The sequence below is a fragment of the Shewanella xiamenensis genome (genome assembly GCF_024971755.1).
Lineage (GTDB): Bacteria > Pseudomonadota > Gammaproteobacteria > Enterobacterales > Shewanellaceae > Shewanella > Shewanella xiamenensis.
The window spans coordinates 4,339,103-4,359,626 of sequence record NZ_CP079718.1 but is presented as its reverse complement, the minus strand read 5'-3'; the positions used below and the strand labels follow the sequence as shown (position 1 = coordinate 4,359,626).

Here is a 20,524-nt window from a genome sequence, read left to right as displayed (position 1 = left end):
AAGTATCGCAAGTAAACTGGTCTCAATTTAAATCAGCAGTGAGACTTATCAAATGAAAATTGCAGTATTAGGTGCATCGGGTTGGATTGGCGGAACCATTTTAAATGAAGCCTTAAGCCGTGGTCATGACGTCGTTGCCTTAGTGCGTGACCCAAGCAAGCTTGGTGAAACGGCGGCAGAAGTGCGTAGTGTTGACCTGATTCAGCCATTAACCGCTGAAACCTTTGCAGGCGTGGATGTGTTAATTGCTTCAGTGGGCGGCCGCGCCGAGCAGAATCACGGCTTAGTGGCGAAAACAGTTAATAATCTATTAGCCGTATTGCCACAGGCTAAAGTGCCACGTTTATTGTGGGTCGGTGGGGCAGGTAGTCTAGAAGTGGCACCGGGAGTAACTTTGGTTTCAAGCCCAGATTTCCCGTCTGCCTATAAGGATGAAGCTCTGGCTCAAGGTGAAGCATTAAAGGCATTTCGCGCCGCCAACACCACTGTTAACTGGACTTTTGTCAGCCCAGCGGCAGAGATCTACCCTGGTGCAAGCGAAGGCTCTTACCGTTTAGGTGGCGATAGTTTCTTTACCGATGCAAATGGCCGTAGCCGGATTTCGGTGAGTGATTACGCCAAAGCCATGCTCGATGAAGCAGAAAAAGCGGCGCATCCCAATCAAAGGATCAGTGTGGCTTACTAAAGCTGAGGAGATTCGGCTAAATACTGTAACGTAAGTGGGACACAAGCCCTGAAATTAGGGTAATCCTGGACTGAAAAGCGTACAGTGGAAATAGAACAGGTCAGCAAGCTGACCTGTTTTTTTATTCTGCGTAGTTGAATAAAGATTTGATGGTTTCCAAGGTATCGGCGATATCTTGAATGCTAGATGGACAAATAAAGATCGTATCGTCACCCGCAATGGTTCCCAAAATCCCTTCAGGTTTACCGATGGAGTCTAACAAACGAGCAATTAATTGTGCGGCGCCTGGGCTAGTGCGGACAACAATCATCGCTTGGTTATGGTCAACATCGAGTACTAAATTCTTTAACGGGCTGCCCGCAGTGGGCACGCCTAATTCGGCAGGTAAGCAATAAACCATCTCCTGCTTAGCGTTGCGAGTGCGCACGGCACCGAACTTGCTGAGCATACGAGACACTTTAGATTGGTTTATATTAGTAAAGCCTTCTGCTTGCAAGGCGGTGACGATTTCACTCTGGGAGCCAAAGCGCTCCTCTTTTAAAATCGCCTTAAAAATTCTAACAAGGTCATCCTGATTCTTGGTCGTTTGCATAGTCTTATTCTTTATTCAAAAAAACAGGCTTATTCTGAATAGTTTTGGTTAAACTGTCAACAAATAACCACAATGACTGAATAAAAATGCAATTAACTCAATTTATGCTAATTCATTTATAAATGTATTTGTTGAACTAGAGTAAATATTCAACATTGCAACGCGCTGTTTTAGTAAATCTTTGAATCAACGACTAAGGGATAATTGAAATTAGCGTGACATTCCAGTAATGTGACGCCAACGCAAATTAGATCCATGTCACAATATCCGAGAAATAACGGAGATAACTATGAAAGTTGCTGTACTTGGTGCTGCTGGTGGTATCGGCCAGGCTCTTGCCCTACTGTTAAAAACTCAATTACCTGCGGGTTCTCAACTGTCTCTATACGATATCGCACCGGTAACTCCGGGTGTTGCGGTTGACTTGAGTCATATCCCAACTGCGGTTGAAATTAAAGGTTTTGCTGGTGAAGATCCAACGCCTGCCCTCGTGGGTGCTGACGTTGTGCTTATCTCTGCTGGTGTTGCACGTAAGCCTGGTATGGATCGTTCAGATCTGTTCAATATCAACGCAGGTATCGTTCGCAACCTGATCGAGAAAGTGGCTGTTACTTGCCCTAAAGCGCTCGTGGGTATTATCACTAACCCAGTAAACACTACAGTTGCTATTGCTGCTGAAGTGCTGAAAAAAGCAGGTGTTTACGATAAGAACCGTTTATTCGGCGTGACCACTCTGGACGTTATCCGTTCTGAGACTTTCATCGCTGAATTAAAAGGCTTAAACGTTGCTGACGTTAAAATCAACGTGATCGGTGGCCACAGTGGCGTGACTATTCTGCCATTACTGTCTCAAGTTGAAGGAGTGACTTTCTCTGATGAAGAAGTAGCTTCTTTAACTAAACGTATTCAAAACGCGGGTACTGAAGTGGTTGAAGCTAAAGCCGGTGGCGGCAGCGCGACGCTCTCTATGGGTCAAGCGGCATGCCGTTTCGGTATGTCTCTGGTTCGTGGTCTGCAAGGCGAAGCTAACATCGTTGAATGTGCTTACGTTGACGGCGGCAGCGAGCACGCTGAATTCTTCGCTCAACCAGTATTGTTAGGCAAAAACGGTATCGAAAAAGTACTGCCTTACGGTGAAGTGAGCGCATTCGAAGCTAACGCCCGTGATTCTATGTTAGATACGCTGAAAGGCGATATCAAACTAGGCGTTGATTTCGTTAAGTAATTCTTCTGAATTATGAGAAAACGGAGCCGAATGGCTCCGTTTTTTTATGCTTTAAACTTTGTTCTCTAAACAGGGGTTCTTAATCTTGAGTCTCGCTATTTAGGCAGTTGGCATTGGCTGTCACAGCGAGCTTTACCCGTCAGTAGATAGGAAATACGGTATCTGTGCTTGGCGAATCTCAGGTAGCACCAATCCGCAATAGGTTTGATAAGCGGTAAGCGTAGCACTTGTACCCAAGGGCGAGTGCCTGTGAGCGCCCATGCTTTGCAAGTGACATCGAGCCCGAGCAGCACTTGGCCGGAGGCGGTTTCGCCATGGAGAATGGTATTGGCGTAGTCTTTATCGATATAGCTGAATCTTGAGCTGAAATTGTCAGCATTAAGATCCACCAGTTCAATTCTGTCGTGGGGATCGCGCGCTTTGAGTTGGCGCATTTCGGCGCTACATAATGGGCAATTGCCATCGTAAAAAATCCGCAGTTCCATTAGGTCTACCTCTTACTGTGTGTCCCTGAGTATACGCAGTTGTCAGGCATTTAGATCGACATGTTTACGGTTTTAATTGTTATACACTCTTGGCTAGAGGCATTAAGCTATTGCGATGAGTGACGTGATTGTGTGATTACGTGATTGTGCGATTAACAATCTGCCAAATGCGTTTGCTTTTAATCAGTGCTTGGCAAATAACAGGATGGATATGACAGCTCCCATTATTATCACTGGCGTGGGTAAACGTATTGGTTACGCCCTCGCGAAACACTTGCTCGCCCAAGGGCACAAGGTGATTGGCACTTACCGCAGCCATTATCCCAGCATTGATGAGTTGCAGTCTTTGGGCACGACCTTAATCCAATGCGATTTTTACGATAATGCGCAGCTCCAAACCCTGATTGAGCAATTGAGCCAATACCCCAAAATCCGCGCCATTATCCATAATGCCTCTGACTGGCTGCCAGACAACAGCCCAAGCCTTGCCCCCCGTGAGGTGATGCAGCGCATGATGCAGGTGCATGTGAGCGTACCCTATCAAATGAACTTGGCGTTAGCCCCGCAGCTACAAGCGGGAGCCGAGGGCGAGATTGGCGCCAGCGATATTATCCATTTCACTGACTATGTGGCCGAAAAGGGCAGTGCCAAGCACATGGCTTATGCGGCCAGTAAAGCAGCACTAGATAATTTAACCTTATCTTTTGCGGCTAAATTAGCGCCCGAGGTCAAAGTGAATGCGATTGCTCCGGCGATGATCCTTTTTAATCCAAGTGATGATGAAGCCTATCGGCAAAAGACCTTAGCCAAGGCCATTTTGCCCAAAGAAGCTGGAAATCAAGAGATTATCGCCTTGGTGGATTATCTATTGGCGAGCCGCTATGTCACTGGGCGTAGCCACAATGTCGATGGTGGGCGGCATTTAAGGTAAAAAAGAATCTAGATTTTAGGTTCTAGGTCCTAGAATCTAGTTATCTAGCACCTAGCACCTTCTTTATTCAAAACTCCCATACTCGACTTGGGGTGATGATAGCGGGCAAGGGCACATCCCAATGTTCGCATGGCAGGCTCGGTACTTGTTGGCAATCATGGGCATACCCCATGGGCAGTGGTTTGCCTTTGCTGTGCCAATTAGCTAGCGTTCTGTCGTAATAGCCGCCGCCCATGCCCATACGATTACCTTGAATATCAAAGGCAACGAGCGGGGTGATCACCACATCGAGTCGCTCAATCGGCATAACGTTACGCACATCTAGCCGTGGCTCTAAAATACCGAATTGATTCGGTAGCATTACCGAGTCGTCGTGGTAATGCAAAAACAATAATTGCCCAGCATTAAAGGGGTGCAGCCGTGGCAAATAGGTTTGAATCCGCTGTTGCCAAAGCGCTTCGATAAGCGGAGCGGTTGCCAGTTCGCCATCGTGGGTGAGGTAAAGCGCGACATGCTGTGCCTTCAGCGCGCTGAGCTTTTCGAGCATTCGCTGACATGCGGCAAGGCTTGCCTCGGTTTGCACCTCTGTCGAAAGCGAGCGGCGGGCTAAACGGATTTGTTTGCGTACTTCGGCGCGGCTGAGAGTTGGGCTTAGATTTATACTTAGTGACTTGGCGTCAATTTCAGGCTGAGTGCCATGTGGCCCCTTGACTGTTGAGGCCGAAGAGTTCGAGACAGGTGAAGTGATAGACATAAATAAGATGCTCCCCAGAATGCCGCTACCGGTGTAGCCCTTGAACCGTAGGTTCAAGGCGGGTAAATGATTACCTCCTAAGGCTTCTCGGTACGAGCCGAGCATGCTCAATGTCAGTAAAGCATTCACCCTGAGATCAAAATTATCGGCACAGGGACATTACCAGTTGGCCTGCATCCCAGGGAGCAAAAACGGTATTGAATCGCTAATCGTTTGGCTTAAAAAAGTATAGGCCAGTTAGCCATTCACTGTGCAACTCTTCTCAGATAGATGGTGCTTGGCACCGAGTGCACAGTCTAAAACTATTTGGTTGAACGCTCAACTAAGGCGTTTTCCAAGGTTGACTGCAACAGGCTGATGCGGTCATCCATTTGTTTCATATAATGCTTATTCTTTTGCTTTTCTTGGTACAACTCGTGGCCAATATTCAGCGCCGCCATAATGGCAATTTCTTCGCGGCTTAAGCTATTAGTGCGATTTTTTAGGGTGGTGAGTTGCTGCTCAACCCCTTGAGCCACAATACGTAGGGCATCTTCCTGACCTTTCGGACAGGCGATAGAGTAGGTGCGCCCCAGCAGGGTGATTTCAACTGCACTGTTACTCATTCGAAGATGATCCTTTCGTTGGCATCGATAGGGCGGACTATATAGGGCTGATATTAAAAGTGCAAGGTAAGCCGCTGATGGATTGCACATTCGCCGTTTTGTTTGCTGCTTGTGTGAGCAGTTGCCGGAATTTTTATCTTCAACCCTAAGAATGCCGGATCAGAGTTGGTTCAAGTCTTTAACTCTGCTAGCATTGCTGCTGGAAAATTCTGATTGGAATCTGATATGGCGACCCCTCCTTCGTTACGTATCGAAAGCTTAAAAATAGCCCTCGATGCGGCTGAAATTGGTCAGCATCCCGTGGAAGTTCACGGTGCTCTTGTGGGTTTAATCTGCGGTGGTGTAGAGCAAACCGGTGATTTGTGGATTAAACCGTTATTTGACCTGATGAACGATGGTCAGCCTTTGCCCGCACCTTTACACCAATTGGTGTGTGAGTTGTTCCAAGACTCGGTTGCCCGTTTGAGTGACTTTGATTTTGGTTTTATGCCATTGCTTCCCGAAGAGGAAGAATCCCTCAGTCACAGAGTTGAGGCGCTATCGCTTTGGACGCAAAGCTTTTTAACGGGCATTGCGATTATCCAGCCTAAGCTCAATAAAGCCTCCGCCGAAGTGCGTGAAGTGATTAAAGATCTGGCCGATATCGCCCAAGTGGAATTCGATGTGACCGACGATGAAGAGTCGGAAACCGCCTATATTGAATTGCTGGAATTTGTGCGCATTGCTGCGATTTTGTGTTACTCCGAGTTTGGCCCAGAGCCGAGCCACGAAGAGAGTGACGATGCCGCGGTGATCCATTAATCCCTAAAAGAGAAAGGCGGAGCGATTCCGCCTTTTATTGTTTTTCAAATCTAACATCCTGATGGCGAAACGCTTTTAGCCATGCCATAGCTTGAATGAGAACCCCATGACGGTAGCAGAGCACATGGATAATTCAGTTCAAAATGTCGATATTGCCATTGTCGGTGGCGCCATGGCGGGTGCGACCCTCGCGTTAGCTTTGGCTCGTTTGTCTGGTACTGAAAAACCGTTATCAATTGCCTTAATCGAGGCGCATCTTCCCGATAACAATCATCCCGGTTTTGACGCCCGTTCTATCGCCATTGCCCATGGTTCCATCTTCGAGTTATCCCGTTTAGGTTTATGGCCGAAATTGGCGCATTTAGGCACGGCGATTAAAGATATCCATGTGTCCGATCGCGGCCACTTTGGCATGACGGAACTCAACGCTAGTCAGTTCCATTTAGATGCGCTGGGGCAAGTGGTCGAGCTGGAAAGGGTCGGCCAAGTGCTGTTTAGCGAGCTTAACAAAACTCAGGTTAAGCTCTATTGCCCAGCCAAACTGTCAGCGTTAATTCCCGATATCGACAGCCACACGTTGGTGCTGGATTCCGGCGAGCGGATTTGCGCCAAGCTGGTGGTCGCCGCCGATGGCTTGCAGTCTAAGGTACGTAGCAGTTTTAATCTGCCCATTACCCAAGTGGCGTTTGAACAAACTGCGATTATCGCCAATCTACAAACCGATAAGCCGCATCAGCACTGGGCCTACGAACGATTTACCGAGACTGGCCCACTGGCGTTATTGCCGATGGCAGATAGCCAAGGTCTACCGCGTTTGTCCCTCGTCTGGGCACTCGATAATCACCGCGCGCAAGGGATGCTCACCGCGCCTAAAGCTGAGTTTTTAGCTGAGTTGCAGCAAGCCTTTGGCTATCGCGCCGGCCAGTTTATCGATGTCAGCGAGCGCCATGCTTATCCGTTAAACCTGTCCTACATGCCAAGGCCGATTCACCATAGATGCGTATTTATTGGTAATGCGGCGCAGACACTACACCCGATTGCGGGGCAGGGATTTAACTTGGGCCTTCGGGATGTCGTCAGTCTGCTCGATGTGCTGCAACTAGCGCTGGCGCAGGGTGAGGATATCGGTGGTGTCGCCGTCACCCATGGCTATTTGCAGGCCCGTGAGGCGGATAGAAACAGCACTATTCGCAATATTGAATTTTTAGTCCGTGGCTTCTCTAACCAATACTGGCCCTTGGCCCTTGGGCGTAATCTGGGATTGCGGCTGTTGTCTTGGTTCCCGCCACTGAAAACCCCCGTCGCTCAAAAAGCGATGGGCTGGAAATAATCATTACTGGTATCGCAACGCGAAAAGGATGTACCCATGTTAAGTTCACAAGCCTATGACATTGCCATTGTGGGTGGCGGCATGGTGGGACTCGCCACCGCGATAGGATTGGCACAGGCCGATCTTAATGTTGTCGTTATCGATGCGGGCCACACAGAAGCCGTGAGCGGTGAGCCAAGGTTGCGTGTCAGTGCCATCAACAAGGCGAGCCAACGTTTGCTGGAGCACCTCGGCGCTTGGCACTATGTCGATGCCAGCCGCGCGACGCCCTATCAAAAAATGGCGGTATGGGATAAAGACGGTTTTGGCAAAATCGCCTTCGATGCCAGTAGCATCAGTGAAGCGAGCCTTGGCGCGATTATCGAAAATGATGCCATCAGCTTTGCCCTCGCCAAGCGTGCCAGTGAATTTGACAATATCACCCATATCGAAAACCAACGCTTAGAGCGTATCGCCTTTGGCGAGCGTGAAGCTTGGTTGACTCTCGCCAATGGTGCTGAAATAGAAAGTGTGAGCGCCGCACTTGTGATTGCCGCCGATGGCGCCAATTCTTGGGTGCGCGAACAATGTAAGATCCCGTTAACCTTCTGGGATTATGGTCACCATGCGATCGTTGCGACCATTCGCAGCGAGATGCCGCACCTTGCCACCGCTCGCCAAGTGTTTTTGCAGGACGGCCCGCTGGCCTTCTTGCCGTTATATGAAGACAACCTCTGCTCCATCGTCTGGTCAGTGCCGCCAGAGCGCGCCACTGAATTACTGGCAATGGACAAAGTGCAATTTGAGCGCAATGTCACCGCCGCCTTCGATGGCCGCCTCGGCATTTGCAAGCTTGAGAGCGAGCGCCAAGCCTTCCCACTGCGGATGCGCTACGCCCGCCATTTTGCCCGCCACCGTTTAGTGCTCGCGGGGGACGCTGCCCACACCATTCATCCATTAGCGGGCCAAGGGGTAAACCTCGGCTTCCTCGATGCCGCCAGCATTATCGAAGTCATCAGCGAATTACAGCAAGCGGGTAAGGATATCGGTGATTATGCCGAGCTGCGCGCCCTAGAGCGTTGGCGCAAGGCGGATGCGATGGAGATGATTGCGGCGATGGAAGGCTTTAAGCGCCTGTTCGAGGGTTCAAACCCAGTTAAAAAAGCCATTCGCGATCTGGGACTCAACCTCGTCGATAATGTCGCTGGGCTGAAAACAGTGTTCATGCAACAGGCCATGGGTAATAAGTCGTCGCTACCCAAGTTATGTCGCTAGCCTCGGTTGCGCTAATGTGATCAGAATTGCTGCTAATATCAGCATATTGGTGGCAAGCTGCGCAAATCTCGCTTTCGCATGTAAAAAAATTACATGTTGAAGATGAGAAAATCTAATGACACTGGCTTCGGATTAGAAAAATCTCCTGTATACAAATTTGTGACGCAAGGTATAATTTCGCCGCATTTTAGACCCTAGTACTTATACCAATCACGATAAATATCTGATTAATTCAGAGCGAATCAGGCGTTGCAGTGACAGACGCATTGAGACCGAAAGAACCCCTTTCAAATTGATGCATCGTGGAAGTGAAATGCCGATTAGCCAGATATTTAGCCGGATTTGTATCACCCTACGCTAGGCAGAGACCTGAAGAAGGCCGCAAAAAAGGGATAACAATGGCTAATAAAACTGTTCTGTTTAACAAGCACTTAGAATCAAACGCTAAGATGGTCGACTTCCACGGTTGGGATATGCCCCTCAACTATGGTTCACAAATCGAAGAACACCACGCCGTGCGTCAAGACGCAGGTATGTTCGACGTGTCCCACATGACTGTGGTTGATGTGACCGGAACCGACGCTTGTGCATTCCTCCGTAAGTTGCTCGCCAACGATGTGGCCAAACTTAAAGTGCCTGGTAAAGCCTTATACGGCGGCATGTTAGATGACAATGCCGGCATCATCGACGACCTAATCACTTACTACCTCACCGACACTTTCTACCGTGTTGTTGTTAACAGCGCGACCCGCGAAAAAGACTTAGCGTGGATCGCCAAACAATCCCAAGGTTTTGATGTCACAGTGACCGAGCGTCCTGAGCTGGCGATGATCGCCGTTCAAGGTCCTAACGCTAAGGCCAAAGCCGCCGCCGTATTCAGTAGCGAGCAAAATGCTGCGATTGAAGGCATGAAGCCTTTCTTCGGTAAGCAAGCGGGTTCTCTGTTTATTGCGACCACAGGTTACACAGGTGAAGCGGGCTACGAGATCATCGTGCCAGAAGCGGAAGCCGAAGCCCTGTGGCAAGCTCTGTTAGATCAAGGCGTTAAACCCTGTGGTTTAGGCGCTCGCGATACATTACGTCTCGAAGCCGGTATGAACCTCTACGGCTTAGATATGGACGAAACCATCAATCCGCTGGCCGCCAACATGGGCTGGACCATCGCATGGGAGCCAACCGACCGTGACTTTATCGGTCGTAAGGCGCTTGAAGCCCTGCGCGATGCGGGAACCGACAAATTAGTCGGTCTAGTGATGGAAGAAAAAGGCGTGTTACGCCATGATATGCCAGTATTTTTCACCGATGCAGCGGGTGTTGAGCAGCAAGGCGTGATCACTAGCGGTACTTTCTCACCTACATTGGGCTATTCTATTGCGATGGCGCGTGTTCCTAGTTCAATTGGGGATACGGCGGAAGTCGAGATGCGTAAAAAGCGCGTGGCTGTTAGAGTAGTAGCGCCAAACTTTGTGCGCAACGGTAAACAAGCATTTTAAAAAAACGGAACAAGGAACAAGAACAATGAGCAATATTCCGACAGAACTGAAATACGCCTCTTCACACGAATGGATCCGCAAGGAAGAAGACGGTAGCTACACTGTGGGTATCACTGAGCACGCTCAAGAGCTGTTAGGTGACATGGTTTTCGTTGAGCTGCCAGAAGTGGGTGACACTGTCACGGCGGGCGACGACTGTGCAGTGGCGGAATCAGTGAAAGCGGCTTCAGACATCTACGCGCCAATCTCTGGTGAAGTGATTGCCGTCAACGAAGCACTGGAAGATTCTCCAGAGCTGGTAAACAGCGACGCTTACGGCGAAGGCTGGTTCTTCCGCGTTATGCCTTCTGATGAATCAGAAGTTGACGCTCTGCTCGATGCAGAAGGTTACCAAGCTGTAATCGACGAAGAATAATCGTCGACGCTAACGAAGCCCTCAGGGGCTTCGTTTGTTTTAGCGCAAGTTTGACATAACAATAGCCCGTTTATCAGTACCCTACAGTCCTGAGCGACGGCAAATCTGGAACAAGGTTTATCATGACCAAGCAAACCCTCACTCAGTTAGAACAGCACGATTTATTCTTACGTCGCCATATCGGCCCAGATAGCAGCCAACAACAAGAAATGTTGAACTACGTTGGTGCTGAGTCTTTGGACGATCTGACCGCGCAAATCGTGCCTGAGTCGATCCGTTTAAGCCAAGAGTTGAGCATTGGTGATTCCTGCGGCGAAGCCGAAGGTTTGGCCTACATTCGTGGTTTAGCCAAACAAAACCAAGTCTTCAAAAGCTACATTGGTATGGGTTACTACGGTACCCAAGTACCTAATGTGATTTTACGTAACGTCTTAGAAAATCCAGGTTGGTACACGGCGTACACACCCTATCAACCAGAGATCGCCCAAGGCCGTTTAGAAGCGATTCTAAACTTCCAACAAGTGTCGATGGATTTAACCGGTTTAGATTTAGCCTCTGCTTCACTGCTGGACGAAGCGACTGCCGCCGCCGAAGCGATGGCGCTGGCTAAGCGTGTGTCTAAAGCCAAAAAAGCCAACATCTTCTTCGTAGCCGATGACGTATTTCCACAAACCTTAGACGTCGTAAAAACTCGCGCTGAGTGTTTTGGTTTTGAAGTGGTGGTAGGTCCTGCCCATGAAGCGGTAAACCACGAGCTGTTTGGTGCTTTGTTCCAGTATTCAAACCGTTTCGGTCAAATCACTGACTTCACCGACTTATTCGCCGAATTACGCGCGAAAAACGTGATTGTGACTGTTGCTGCCGACATCATGGCATTAGTGTTACTCAAGTCACCGGGTGCCATGGGCGCTGACGTGGTCTTCGGTAGCGCGCAGCGTTTCGGTGTGCCGATGGGCTTTGGTGGTCCACACGCAGCCTTCTTCGTGGCCCGTGACGAGCACAAACGCTCTATGCCTGGCCGTATCATCGGTGTGTCAAAGGACACCCGTGGTAACCGCGCACTGCGTATGGCGATGCAAACTCGCGAGCAGCATATCCGCCGCGAAAAAGCCAACTCAAACATTTGTACCGCGCAAATTCTGTTAGCTAACATGGCGTCTTTCTACGCCGTATTCCACGGCCCACAGGGCCTGAAAACCATCGCATCACGCATCAACCGCTTTGCTGATATCTTAGCCGCGGGCTTACAAGCTAAAGGCGTGAGCTTAGTGAACAACACTTGGTTCGATACCATCAGCATCAAAGGCTTAGACGTTGCAGCAGTCAATGCACGCGCGCTGGCTGCTGAAATGAACCTGCGTTTCGATGCTGACGGCATCGTCGGCGTGAGCTTAGATGAAACCACTATCCGCAGCGATATCGAAGCGCTGTTCGATGTGATTTTAGGTGCTGGCCATGGCTTAGACGTTGCCGCATTAGATGCGCAAATCGTGGCGCAAGGTAGCCAATCGATTCCTGCCTCTTTAGTGCGTCAAGATGCCATCCTGAGCCACCCAACCTTCAATCGCTACCAAAGCGAAACCGAGATGATGCGTTATATCAAACGTCTCGAAAGCAAAGACTTAGCACTGAACTACTCAATGATTTCATTGGGTTCATGCACCATGAAGTTAAATGCTGCGGTTGAAATGATCCCAGTCAGCTGGCCAGAATTTGCCAACATGCACCCATTCTGCCCACTGGATCAAGCCAAAGGTTACACTCAACTGATTGAAGAACTGTCTTCATGGTTAGTGAATGTCACAGGTTACGATGCCGTGTGTATCCAACCTAACTCTGGCGCACAGGGTGAATACGCAGGTCTGTTAGCGATTCGTAAATACCACGAGTCTCGCGGGCAGGCCCACAGAAACATCTGCTTAATCCCACAATCTGCCCACGGTACTAACCCAGCATCGGCGCAATTAGCCGGTATGCAAGTGGTTGTGACTGCCTGTGATAAGCAAGGTAACGTGGATTTAGAAGATCTGAAGGCCAAAGCGGCTGAAGTGGCAGAAAACCTGTCATGTATCATGATCACTTACCCATCGACCCACGGTGTGTACGAAGAATCTATCCGCGAAATCTGCAACATTGTGCACCAGCACGGTGGTCAAGTGTACTTGGACGGCGCCAACATGAACGCCCAAGTTGGCTTAACCTCACCAGGCTTTATCGGTGCCGACGTATCGCACCTTAACCTGCACAAAACCTTCGCGATTCCACACGGCGGCGGTGGTCCAGGTATGGGCCCAATCGGCGTGAAAGCGCACTTAGCGCCGTTCGTCGCCGGTCACGTAGTGGTGAAACCAGGCCGCGAAAGCGATAACAACGGTGCGGTATCGGCTGCGCCATACGGCAGTGCTGGCATTCTGCCAATCAGCTGGATGTACATTAAGCTGCTCGGTTCAAACGGCCTGAAAAAGTCGACTCAAACCGCGCTGTTAAACGCTAACTACGTGATGAAGAAGCTGTCTGAACACTACCCAGTACTGTTCCGTGGCCGTAACGATCGCGTCGCGCACGAATGTATTATCGACCTGCGTCCAATCAAAGAAGCCTCTGGCGTGACCGAAATGGATATCGCTAAGCGTCTGAACGACTACGGTTTCCACGCGCCAACCATGAGCTTCCCAGTAGCGGGCACGCTGATGATTGAGCCAACCGAATCTGAGTCTAAGGTTGAACTGGACCGCTTTATCGATGCTATGGTGTCCATCCGCGCCGAAATCGCTAAGGTTGAAGCGGGCGAGTGGCCAGCGGACAACAACCCGCTGCACAACGCGCCACACACTATGGCCGATATTATGGACCCAGCGTTCGATTCACGCCCATACAGCCGTGAAGTGGCCGTGTTCCCAAGTGCCGCAGTGCGTACTAACAAGTTCTGGCCAACCGTGAACCGTATTGATGATGTGTACGGCGACAGGAATTTGTTCTGTGCGTGTGTGCCGTTATCAGACTATGAATAAGGATAATTGCTGCTTAGGCTCGCTACTGCGGCGTTGAATCTCAGCTTTCGTGCTCATTGACAGGAGTCAACTCCGCGCGAAAGCTTTCAATCCGCCTTGCATTAGCTTCGCCAGCAACGCAATTATGGAATAGTTAGCTTCATCTGAATTTGAAGCATTAAAAAGCGACCGAAAGGTCGCTTTTCTATTGCCTGCCGCAGGCTTTTGCATTCTCTTATATTAGCTACACTAGTGACACGCCGCCCATGATGTAAACATTAGTCATCCTTGTAGGCTCTACTAAAACATCCTGTTTTAGAAGAACACTGGTGCAACAATGCCAGTTCTGGTGTAACTGTTGAGTGAAGAGTTATGCCTGTTCTGTTTTTCTGTTTTTCAGTTTTTTACACAATAGTGGGTGACCATTGTTCTATCTTGTTGATTTATATTGGGTGGCAACATTTTTTTGTTGCTTGATATCTACAGTGTAGAAAATCCTCTCTTAACAATTTCGAACACAGTTTTAGCTGATAAAATACATGCAACTCTGTGAAAATTATCACCTTTTAAGTGATTTCCATTATCGACGACAGATTTAGCACTAAAATATTTCGGTTGTATCGTTGACTGACGTGCTGCTTCGTACAATGCATAAGATTCCATCTCAAATGCTGTCATTTTCCGATGTTGTTCAATTACCGTATTGAGTGCTTCTTCAGATGCTATAACTGAGCTGCCGCTTGAAGTGGGGGATAGAATTACATTGAATTGGAGGTTTTCAATATTATCAGGATATTCACTGCGGTTTAATATAACACCCTCTTTGATTTTTTGAGTAAAATCATTATCAGAGATTATTTGCTTAATTGTTTGACTTGTTTTGTGATGTATTTGAACAGAGTAAGGTTCAGATATAAATCCATCTGATGACCATTTTCCTGAATCATGCTGAAAGCACATTTCTGATATTATTACATCGTAAATGTTTGCCTTTCCATCAATTCCTGCACAAATTCCGCTCATACATATTAATTTGGGACTAAATGAGTCTATAGCCTTTGTACATGTTATTGCCGCATTAACTAATCCCATTCTAGGTGGCACGATGATTATACCAAAGTGCTCATCTATCTTTATTGGAGTGCAGTCAATACCATTTATAATAAATTTTTTCCCGATAATACAATCTAACTGATTGAATGCATCTGCTTCCTTTTGTAGTGCACAAAAAATTATGAAATCATATTTTTTTTGAGGAATTGATTTTTTTGCTTTAAATAAAAATGCTCTTTCCCATTCATCTGAGTCTTTATTGTGTTTTATAATATTTATATCAAGTCTGTTATATTTTTCAAAATTATCTGATGCTATATCATCAAAGGATGTGATTGCAATCACTGGTGTGGAAAAATTAGGTGATTCTAAATTGCCTCTAATTGTTTCAATTATTTGTGCAGTGGCATCAATTGGTTCTTCATTGGCATCGGTAAGAGGAACAATTAAATCAGTAATAATTAAGTCATATTTTTTGCTGGATGCATCAGTAACAAATTTGGCTAATGTAGTGCTTCTCTTTACATTGCATTCACTAATTTCTATTTTTAATGCATTTTCAATTTGAAAATGTTTTTCATTATTATCTTCTAAAATTAAAACGTTCATTATTTAAATAACCTTCCGTAATTCTTTTTTCCAACTTGAATCATCTTCAATGTAGTGAATGCATGCTAATACGTCACAGTCAAGAAGTTCCTTGAACTTTAATGGTGCGATGTCTAGTGGATAGTGCTCGCCAGATATTTCAATACTAGGATGTTGAGTTATTACTATACATTTATCTTTTCTTTCAGTTTCACTCAGTTCTATTAAAACATCTATTCCCCCTGTTAAGAATGATATCGCTGTACCTTCACCAGGTTCTGCCTTGTGACTTGGTATTGCCATATCAACAAAAATTAAATCAAAATTAGAGTTGTCAATAGCGTTGATCGCTTCAGATAAGCTAACTGCAACGCTTATAGATATATTATTGTTATTAAATTTTTTCCTTATAAACTTGCTGATGTTCTCTTTCTTATAATCATCATCTTCAATAATAAGTACATTCATTCTAGTATCCTAGTTTGTAAGAAAATGCAGTTTTAACTATTCTATTTTTACATTCGATTATCTCTATATTGAAGTTCTTATCAATTAGTTTAAGATTATGGAGCTTTTTAATTCCACTGCGGTTCTCTATCAGTTGAGCATTATTTAAATCATCATCAGGTTGAATTTTTAATCGCTCGGAAACGTATTCATCATCATCTACATCTGAAATCTCAGACATAATTTCAAAATAAACTTTTTTATCCTGATTTGACTCCTCAATAGTAAATTTCCTTGAAATTTTTCCATTTAACTTACCATGCTTGGCAGCATTAAATATGATTATGTATAGGGCGTCATAGAATATATGGTATACACCGCCATATAATTCAATATCAGTTTTTTCATCAAAGTCTGTATCTGGGTTAAATTGTTCATAGCTTTGTTGTACTTCCGATACTACAGCTTTGTATAGTAGACTGACTGAGGCTTTAGGAGAAACGCTTTGCGGCTTTTTGAACCAACCACATAAAGTTGTTAATTTTTCAGATATACTGCTTTGTAAATCCCTTTCAAATCCTAATATTAAACTTTGCTCTTTTGAGTTTAAACCTTGACTGTTAAAATTTGAAATTTTTTGCCTGTTTATAAGGTTGTTTTTTTGACTAATCATAAATGAGTTGAAAGTCTTTAAGTCAACTTCAGCAAATCTCCAGCATGCGTCAATGATAATACTTTCACATCCATATAAGTTTCCATTTTTTTTATAGTTATCAATTAGGCTGGAAATGCATTTAATAGCTATTACATTTTTCCTTGGATCTTTTAGATTAGGAGTCAAAAATCCATTTTTCATTTTAGGGCTATTAATGTGTAATCTTTCTGTGATAATTGATGTTACCTGTTTTTCATATTCACTTTTCCATTCACTCCAATTTATACATATTTGGTTTTTATTTAATATTTGATCATGTTTCTTTTGGATTTTATTAATCACTTCTGAGTATAGATGGCCCCGAAATGTGCCATGTCTAATCCTTCTGCCTAGATATGAGGCAATACCAAAAAAACTATTTGTACAAAATTCATAAAAACATTTATCAATTAATTCCATTAGTTGTGGGTTATCAACTTGGTCTAAATCACTACTATGCTCTAGTATTAGCATTGTGGATGATATTTGAGAATAAGCATTGTCATTATACCATTCTGTAAATCGAGTAGTGTCTACGTAAATTCTATTGTCATCTATTTCACCTCTTATTTTGTTTATTTGATTATCAATTATTAAATTTCTGGCTCTGTCTAAATATATTTTTTCACCTGAATATTTTCCTCTCCAATTGTGTAGGTTGGCTCTTGTCTCTGTAATTTTTCTTACTGAGTCTGTTACCCTTGTCATTCTTGCTATAAAGTCTTCATTGCATGTTTCATATAAGTAAAATGCAATCGCTTCAGATTTCTTTGATACGCTGTCTACGAATTTAACTAAATCACTGTCATAATCTCTTAATAATATTTTTTCCATTAGACTTTTTAATGCCATTTGTTCAAGCTCACTTTTGCTCTTTTTTGCAATTAATAGCCTTAAAATAAGTTTTGCTTCTAGTGATGTCAGCATGGGTAAAATTAACTTCATTGATTGAACATGAATAGTTCTATCTAAAGAGTTTGTCTTGGTCATCATAGGGTAAAGATCATTTTCCTTTATTGAGAATTCAGAGTTTTTAGTATAAACTAAAAAGTTAAAGATGGCCGTTCTCAGTACGTATCCTTTAAAAGTTATATTTTTTAGTTTGTTTGATTTTGATTTTAATATTTCGGTTTTGTATGCTAAATCTTTAGAGTTATGGCAGTTTATAGTTTTACTTGATCTTTTTATAACATCTTCATTTAACTCAAAGTATTCAGATTCTGGTGAATCATAAAAATGATCTATTAAAAATCTGAATTCTATTATTTCGTTGCTTTCTAGCCATGCAGATGATTGTTTTAGAAATAAGAATTCTCTATCAGATTCATCATGTTCACTGTAGAGTTCAACTATATCGTCTATGTTTGGTGATGCTTTTTCTAATAAATCAAATATATCAATTATATCTTTTGTTAAACTATTTTTGATTAAATTTTTGTTTATTTTTAATATTGTTATTGCATCAATGATTGAAGACTGAAGATTGCTTTGCAGCATCTCCTCTAAATCTTCTATGTTTTTTGCATGAGGATGAAATGGTATTCTAGATATATCTCTTGTAAATTGATTTTGATTACCTTTGTTTGTAAGGTACATAATTGATCGTTTAATTCCCAAATAATCTTGCTCTTCTTGAAAGCAATGCATTAGAGACGCAGTAATTACTTTTGATTTGGAAGTTGAGTTGTTTAATATGTCAACAAGGTAGCTGTCTTGAATATTATTGTTTAGCTCTTTTAGTAGGGTTGCTTTTCTTAAGATATAGTGGCTAAAACCATAATTTCTTATAATTTCTTTTACTACATTCGTTGCTTCATTAAATTTTTTATTAACAATTAGGTCGTTTAAAGTTTTTGCGTCAAACAATAAGTTTAATATTTTTTCTTTATTATTCTTAATTTTAATATTTATTAGTGATATTTGCTTTTCTATTTCTAGTCTTTCTAGTCTTACATAGTTCTCATCAGTCTGTGGTTCGCATGGAAATACATTAGGTAAAATATCTGATTCGTTATGAATAGCAGTAATAGCATTTTCTATATCATAAATTTTTATCGGAGATAGTTCTTTTCTAAGTTTGTTTATGATTTTTACTGACTCATTTTCATTTAATGAATAAATTGCTCTTATTCTATTTCTCGTCTTTGAGTCTAATTTCCCTAGTGCTGCTGATGGTTTGTTTTTATAAACATTGACAAGTAATTTTTTTAAATTTATTTGTTCCATAGTTTTCTACTTTAATTTTATAGAGTTGTTTTTATTTTAATAGTTTCTTAAAATTCATACGTTCATTTGTATGGCATTTAATAATGAGAGTATCAATATTTTCATTTCCTATATCTTCCCTACCTCGCTTTTACTTAGGCATCTTTGGGCGACTTGGTAGATGATGGTGTCTACTTGTTGCTGGGTAAGATCTTGGGTTTTCAGTTTCGGGATCGTTCCGACTAATTGTTTGTGGTTAAGGATCGGGAACGGTGGTTTTGATTGGCTTGTGACATACCAGCCGGGGAATACTAGGGCTGGGGTGGCGGCGACGGGGGAGCCTGTGGCTTTGGTTAACCATTGGCTGACCCATTGAGCTTGGCGCTGCGCTTGTTCGATTGGTTTGGTTTCTGTCCACGAGGGGAAGTTTAAGCACCCGTCTTTGTAAAATACTTCATAGCCTTTCTTACCAGAACTAGAGCCAGAGCCTCCGCCATTGCCATTGGTTTGGCGTAGGTCTTTATTGCGCTTATGGCGGCCTTTGGTTTCAATCGCGAATACACCATTTTTGCCGATAACGAGGTGGTCGATATTAAAGCCGTCGGCTTGTACATCGTGAAACACTTGATAACCCAAGGCTTGTAGGCCGATTAGTTCATTGGCGGTGGCGATTTCGGCCGTATGCCCTAGGCGTAATTTGGTGAGTTTGGAAAAGTTTTTCCACGTTTTAAAGCTGCAATAAGTTAATCCCATTAAACCTGTTAGGGCGTAAACCCAAGGGAATTTCCCGATGGCAATGTGGGCTTGAATACTGCTTACTGCAAAGGGGAAACACACTATCATCAGCCCCATCATCATGCTGCCGATTAAATCTAATTGCAGATCTTGGATTTGCTGTTGTAAGCCATAGGCGGGAATGCGGGTGAGTTGCTCGCGATCAACGGGCAGGGTGACGGTGGCATCACGGTATTTGCGTAACACATACATCACTCCAATTGTGACAAACATGCTGGAGAGGATGATCACTACCGATACAATATTATTCGAAAAATAAGCCATTTACGTCCTTGCAGCAAAAGCGATTAGCGTTAATTCCATTCGGTACACTTGCTTAGCATGTACTGATTTTACGGGGTGACAGAGGTGGCTTTAAGAGGGGGGAGGCGGATAACTGAGTGGCTGCTTCATCCCTAAATAGCGTGCTCGATATGGGTTTTCGAGTGTGGCTCTGCATTTCCCTAAGTGGCCACACTTTAACCTGCACGATACGGTTTAATCAATGGGTTTTATCACAAAAGCTTATTTTAAATAACAACTTGTGAATATTTGGGGAGAGGTATTGGTGGGCGTTTTGGGGTTGTACAGGGCAAATAAAAACGGCCAATTGAATTGGCCGTTGTTATTTTCCGTTAGCAGTGGCTGCTTAACGGTAAAATGCTTCTACTGTGCCTTTGATGGTTAACAGCAGAGGTTGACCGCGACGGTCTAAGGATTTACTTGGTACTTTAACCCAGCCTTCGCTGATGCAGTATTCTTCGACATCGAAACGTTCTTTACCGTTTACGCGAATACCTACATCGTGTTCGAAAATCGCGGCCACATGGTGTGGGCTGCGTGGGTTAACCGAAAGACGATCCGGTAATGCGGGTTGTGAAGTTGTGTCAGTCATGGTCATTATCTGTAGTGAACAAAAAGTGCGTTATTGTAGGCAATCCCGCCGCCTTGCTCAAGGACTGTTGTTGTCAGTCTGTGACGCCTAAGCCGCTATCTTGGGCGAGTGGCACTCAGCGTGAGTTGTAGCATCTGCCTGTATCGTCTTTTGTTCGCACGCCCTGCAAGGTAAACTCTGGCGGCGTTGGCTATAGGTTTCGCGCTAAAGGCATCTTAAGGCTTAGTGCTTAGTGCTTAAGGCACGCGCTTACAACTTATAGCCGCGCTCCGTTATTCACCCACATTCGACCCAAGGCCCGATAGTTA

Annotated in this window: 18 protein-coding genes and 1 other RNA gene; 9 read left to right on the top strand and 10 right to left on the bottom strand. The window is 44.8% G+C overall.

Annotation, left to right across the window (positions count from 1 at the left end; translation table 11 throughout):
- Window positions 1-52 precede the first annotated feature (52 nt).
- Complete coding sequence (locus tag KXJ80_RS20205; protein WP_088210151.1) at window positions 53-685, top strand: NAD(P)-dependent oxidoreductase; 633 nt, start codon at window positions 53-55, stop codon at window positions 683-685.
- A 121-nt stretch (window positions 686-806) separates the two neighbouring features.
- Here the strand turns inward: KXJ80_RS20205 and argR are convergent, their stop codons facing one another.
- On the bottom strand, window positions 807-1,277 hold the full coding sequence (argR, locus tag KXJ80_RS20200) for a transcriptional regulator ArgR (RefSeq protein ID WP_011071072.1): 471 nt from the start codon (window positions 1,275-1,277) through the stop codon (window positions 807-809).
- A 289-nt stretch (window positions 1,278-1,566) separates the two neighbouring features.
- Between argR and mdh the strand changes: the two genes are divergently transcribed.
- Window positions 1,567-2,502, top strand: coding sequence for a malate dehydrogenase (gene mdh / locus KXJ80_RS20195; RefSeq protein ID WP_037414331.1), 936 nt, complete (start codon window positions 1,567-1,569; stop codon window positions 2,500-2,502).
- 95 nt (window positions 2,503-2,597) lie between these two features.
- Here mdh and KXJ80_RS20190 read toward each other — a convergent pair whose 3' ends face one another.
- Window positions 2,598-2,987 carry a thiol-disulfide oxidoreductase DCC family protein gene (locus KXJ80_RS20190; protein ID WP_144345383.1) on the bottom strand — a complete coding sequence of 130 codons (390 nt, stop codon included), beginning with the start codon at window positions 2,985-2,987 and terminating at the stop codon, window positions 2,598-2,600.
- A 211-nt stretch (window positions 2,988-3,198) separates the two neighbouring features.
- Here KXJ80_RS20190 and folM point away from each other — a divergent pair, with 211 nt between their 5' ends.
- Entirely contained in the window at window positions 3,199-3,918 is a 720-nt protein-coding gene (folM, locus tag KXJ80_RS20185) for a dihydromonapterin reductase (protein WP_218737437.1), read from the top strand.
- A gap of 67 nt (window positions 3,919-3,985) precedes the next feature.
- Here the strand turns inward: folM and KXJ80_RS20180 are convergent, their stop codons facing one another.
- The 3 genes from KXJ80_RS20180 to KXJ80_RS20170 form a co-directional block, all read right to left on the bottom strand.
- Entirely contained in the window at window positions 3,986-4,672 is a 687-nt protein-coding gene (locus KXJ80_RS20180; protein WP_218737436.1) for a 5-formyltetrahydrofolate cyclo-ligase, read from the bottom strand.
- A gap of 7 nt (window positions 4,673-4,679) precedes the next feature.
- Window positions 4,680-4,860: non-coding RNA, 6S RNA (ssrS, locus tag KXJ80_RS20175), on the bottom strand.
- Window positions 4,861-4,974: 114 nt separating this feature from the next.
- Window positions 4,975-5,277: a cell division protein ZapA gene (locus tag KXJ80_RS20170; RefSeq protein ID WP_037414335.1), complete on the bottom strand. Its 303-nt coding sequence runs from the start codon at window positions 5,275-5,277 to the stop codon at window positions 4,975-4,977.
- A gap of 225 nt (window positions 5,278-5,502) precedes the next feature.
- Between KXJ80_RS20170 and KXJ80_RS20165 the strand changes: the two genes are divergently transcribed.
- The 6 genes from KXJ80_RS20165 to gcvP all read left to right on the top strand — a co-directional run bounded on the left by KXJ80_RS20165 (window position 5,503) and on the right by gcvP (window position 13,581).
- A complete protein-coding gene (locus tag KXJ80_RS20165; RefSeq protein ID WP_218737435.1) occupies window positions 5,503-6,078 on the top strand; it encodes a UPF0149 family protein in 576 nt (191 codons plus the stop codon).
- A 106-nt stretch (window positions 6,079-6,184) separates the two neighbouring features.
- Entirely contained in the window at window positions 6,185-7,408 is a 1,224-nt protein-coding gene (gene ubiH / locus KXJ80_RS20160) for a 2-octaprenyl-6-methoxyphenyl hydroxylase (protein ID WP_218737434.1), read from the top strand.
- A gap of 36 nt (window positions 7,409-7,444) precedes the next feature.
- Window positions 7,445-8,662 carry an FAD-dependent monooxygenase gene (locus KXJ80_RS20155; RefSeq protein ID WP_218737433.1) on the top strand — a complete coding sequence of 406 codons (1,218 nt, stop codon included), beginning with the start codon at window positions 7,445-7,447 and terminating at the stop codon, window positions 8,660-8,662.
- A gap of 398 nt (window positions 8,663-9,060) precedes the next feature.
- A complete protein-coding gene (gene gcvT / locus KXJ80_RS20150) occupies window positions 9,061-10,155 on the top strand; it encodes a glycine cleavage system aminomethyltransferase GcvT (protein ID WP_037428462.1) in 1,095 nt (364 codons plus the stop codon).
- A gap of 25 nt (window positions 10,156-10,180) precedes the next feature.
- Window positions 10,181-10,570, top strand: a complete 390-nt coding sequence (gene gcvH / locus KXJ80_RS20145) for a glycine cleavage system protein GcvH (RefSeq protein WP_011071083.1) — start codon at window positions 10,181-10,183, stop codon at window positions 10,568-10,570.
- 122 nt (window positions 10,571-10,692) lie between these two features.
- Window positions 10,693-13,581 (top strand): aminomethyl-transferring glycine dehydrogenase, encoded by a 2,889-nt coding sequence (gene gcvP, locus KXJ80_RS20140; RefSeq protein ID WP_218737432.1) that lies wholly within the window; start codon window positions 10,693-10,695, stop codon window positions 13,579-13,581.
- Window positions 13,582-14,040: 459 nt separating this feature from the next.
- On the opposite strand, the gene KXJ80_RS20135 is transcribed toward gcvP, so the two are convergent.
- The 5 genes from KXJ80_RS20135 to KXJ80_RS20115 all read right to left on the bottom strand — a co-directional run bounded on the left by KXJ80_RS20135 (window position 14,041) and on the right by KXJ80_RS20115 (window position 20,216).
- Window positions 14,041-15,222, bottom strand: a complete 1,182-nt coding sequence (locus KXJ80_RS20135; RefSeq protein WP_218737431.1) for a phosphorylase family protein — start codon at window positions 15,220-15,222, stop codon at window positions 14,041-14,043.
- A gap of 3 nt (window positions 15,223-15,225) precedes the next feature.
- Window positions 15,226-15,669 (bottom strand): response regulator, encoded by a 444-nt coding sequence (locus KXJ80_RS20130; protein WP_218737430.1) that lies wholly within the window; start codon window positions 15,667-15,669, stop codon window positions 15,226-15,228.
- Window position 15,670: 1 nt separating this feature from the next.
- On the bottom strand, window positions 15,671-18,568 hold the full coding sequence (locus KXJ80_RS20125; RefSeq protein WP_218737429.1) for a hypothetical protein: 2,898 nt from the start codon (window positions 18,566-18,568) through the stop codon (window positions 15,671-15,673).
- 108 nt (window positions 18,569-18,676) lie between these two features.
- Complete coding sequence (locus KXJ80_RS20120) at window positions 18,677-19,606, bottom strand: nuclease-related domain-containing protein (protein WP_218737428.1); 930 nt, start codon at window positions 19,604-19,606, stop codon at window positions 18,677-18,679.
- A gap of 364 nt (window positions 19,607-19,970) precedes the next feature.
- Window positions 19,971-20,216, bottom strand: a complete 246-nt coding sequence (locus KXJ80_RS20115) for a DUF3297 family protein (protein ID WP_069453553.1) — start codon at window positions 20,214-20,216, stop codon at window positions 19,971-19,973.
- Window positions 20,217-20,524: the final 308 nt, after the last annotated feature.

What these genes read in the sequence shown, in the direction of transcription:
- argR (WP_011071072.1), bottom strand. Translation starts at nt 1,277, where the DNA reads ATGCAAACGACCAAGAATCAGGATGACCTTGTTAGAATTTTTAAGGCG.
- KXJ80_RS20180 (WP_218737436.1), bottom strand. Translation starts at nt 4,672, where the DNA reads ATGTCTATCACTTCACCTGTCTCGAACTCTTCGGCCTCAACAGTCAAG.
- KXJ80_RS20155 (WP_218737433.1), top strand. Translation starts at nt 7,445, where the DNA reads ATGTTAAGTTCACAAGCCTATGACATTGCCATTGTGGGTGGCGGCATG.
- KXJ80_RS20170 (WP_037414335.1), bottom strand. Translation starts at nt 5,277, where the DNA reads ATGAGTAACAGTGCAGTTGAAATCACCCTGCTGGGGCGCACCTACTCT.
- KXJ80_RS20135 (WP_218737431.1), bottom strand. Translation starts at nt 15,222, where the DNA reads ATGAACGTTTTAATTTTAGAAGATAATAATGAAAAACATTTTCAAATT.
- mdh (WP_037414331.1), top strand. Translation starts at nt 1,567, where the DNA reads ATGAAAGTTGCTGTACTTGGTGCTGCTGGTGGTATCGGCCAGGCTCTT.
- KXJ80_RS20120 (WP_218737428.1), bottom strand. Translation starts at nt 19,606, where the DNA reads ATGGCTTATTTTTCGAATAATATTGTATCGGTAGTGATCATCCTCTCC.
- KXJ80_RS20115 (WP_069453553.1), bottom strand. Translation starts at nt 20,216, where the DNA reads ATGACTGACACAACTTCACAACCCGCATTACCGGATCGTCTTTCGGTT.
- folM (WP_218737437.1), top strand. Translation starts at nt 3,199, where the DNA reads ATGACAGCTCCCATTATTATCACTGGCGTGGGTAAACGTATTGGTTAC.
- gcvT (WP_037428462.1), top strand. Translation starts at nt 9,061, where the DNA reads ATGGCTAATAAAACTGTTCTGTTTAACAAGCACTTAGAATCAAACGCT.
- KXJ80_RS20165 (WP_218737435.1), top strand. Translation starts at nt 5,503, where the DNA reads ATGGCGACCCCTCCTTCGTTACGTATCGAAAGCTTAAAAATAGCCCTC.
- gcvH (WP_011071083.1), top strand. Translation starts at nt 10,181, where the DNA reads ATGAGCAATATTCCGACAGAACTGAAATACGCCTCTTCACACGAATGG.
- KXJ80_RS20190 (WP_144345383.1), bottom strand. Translation starts at nt 2,987, where the DNA reads ATGGAACTGCGGATTTTTTACGATGGCAATTGCCCATTATGTAGCGCC.
- KXJ80_RS20205 (WP_088210151.1), top strand. Translation starts at nt 53, where the DNA reads ATGAAAATTGCAGTATTAGGTGCATCGGGTTGGATTGGCGGAACCATT.
- KXJ80_RS20130 (WP_218737430.1), bottom strand. Translation starts at nt 15,669, where the DNA reads ATGAATGTACTTATTATTGAAGATGATGATTATAAGAAAGAGAACATC.
- KXJ80_RS20125 (WP_218737429.1), bottom strand. Translation starts at nt 18,568, where the DNA reads ATGGAACAAATAAATTTAAAAAAATTACTTGTCAATGTTTATAAAAAC.
- gcvP (WP_218737432.1), top strand. Translation starts at nt 10,693, where the DNA reads ATGACCAAGCAAACCCTCACTCAGTTAGAACAGCACGATTTATTCTTA.
- ubiH (WP_218737434.1), top strand. Translation starts at nt 6,185, where the DNA reads ATGACGGTAGCAGAGCACATGGATAATTCAGTTCAAAATGTCGATATT.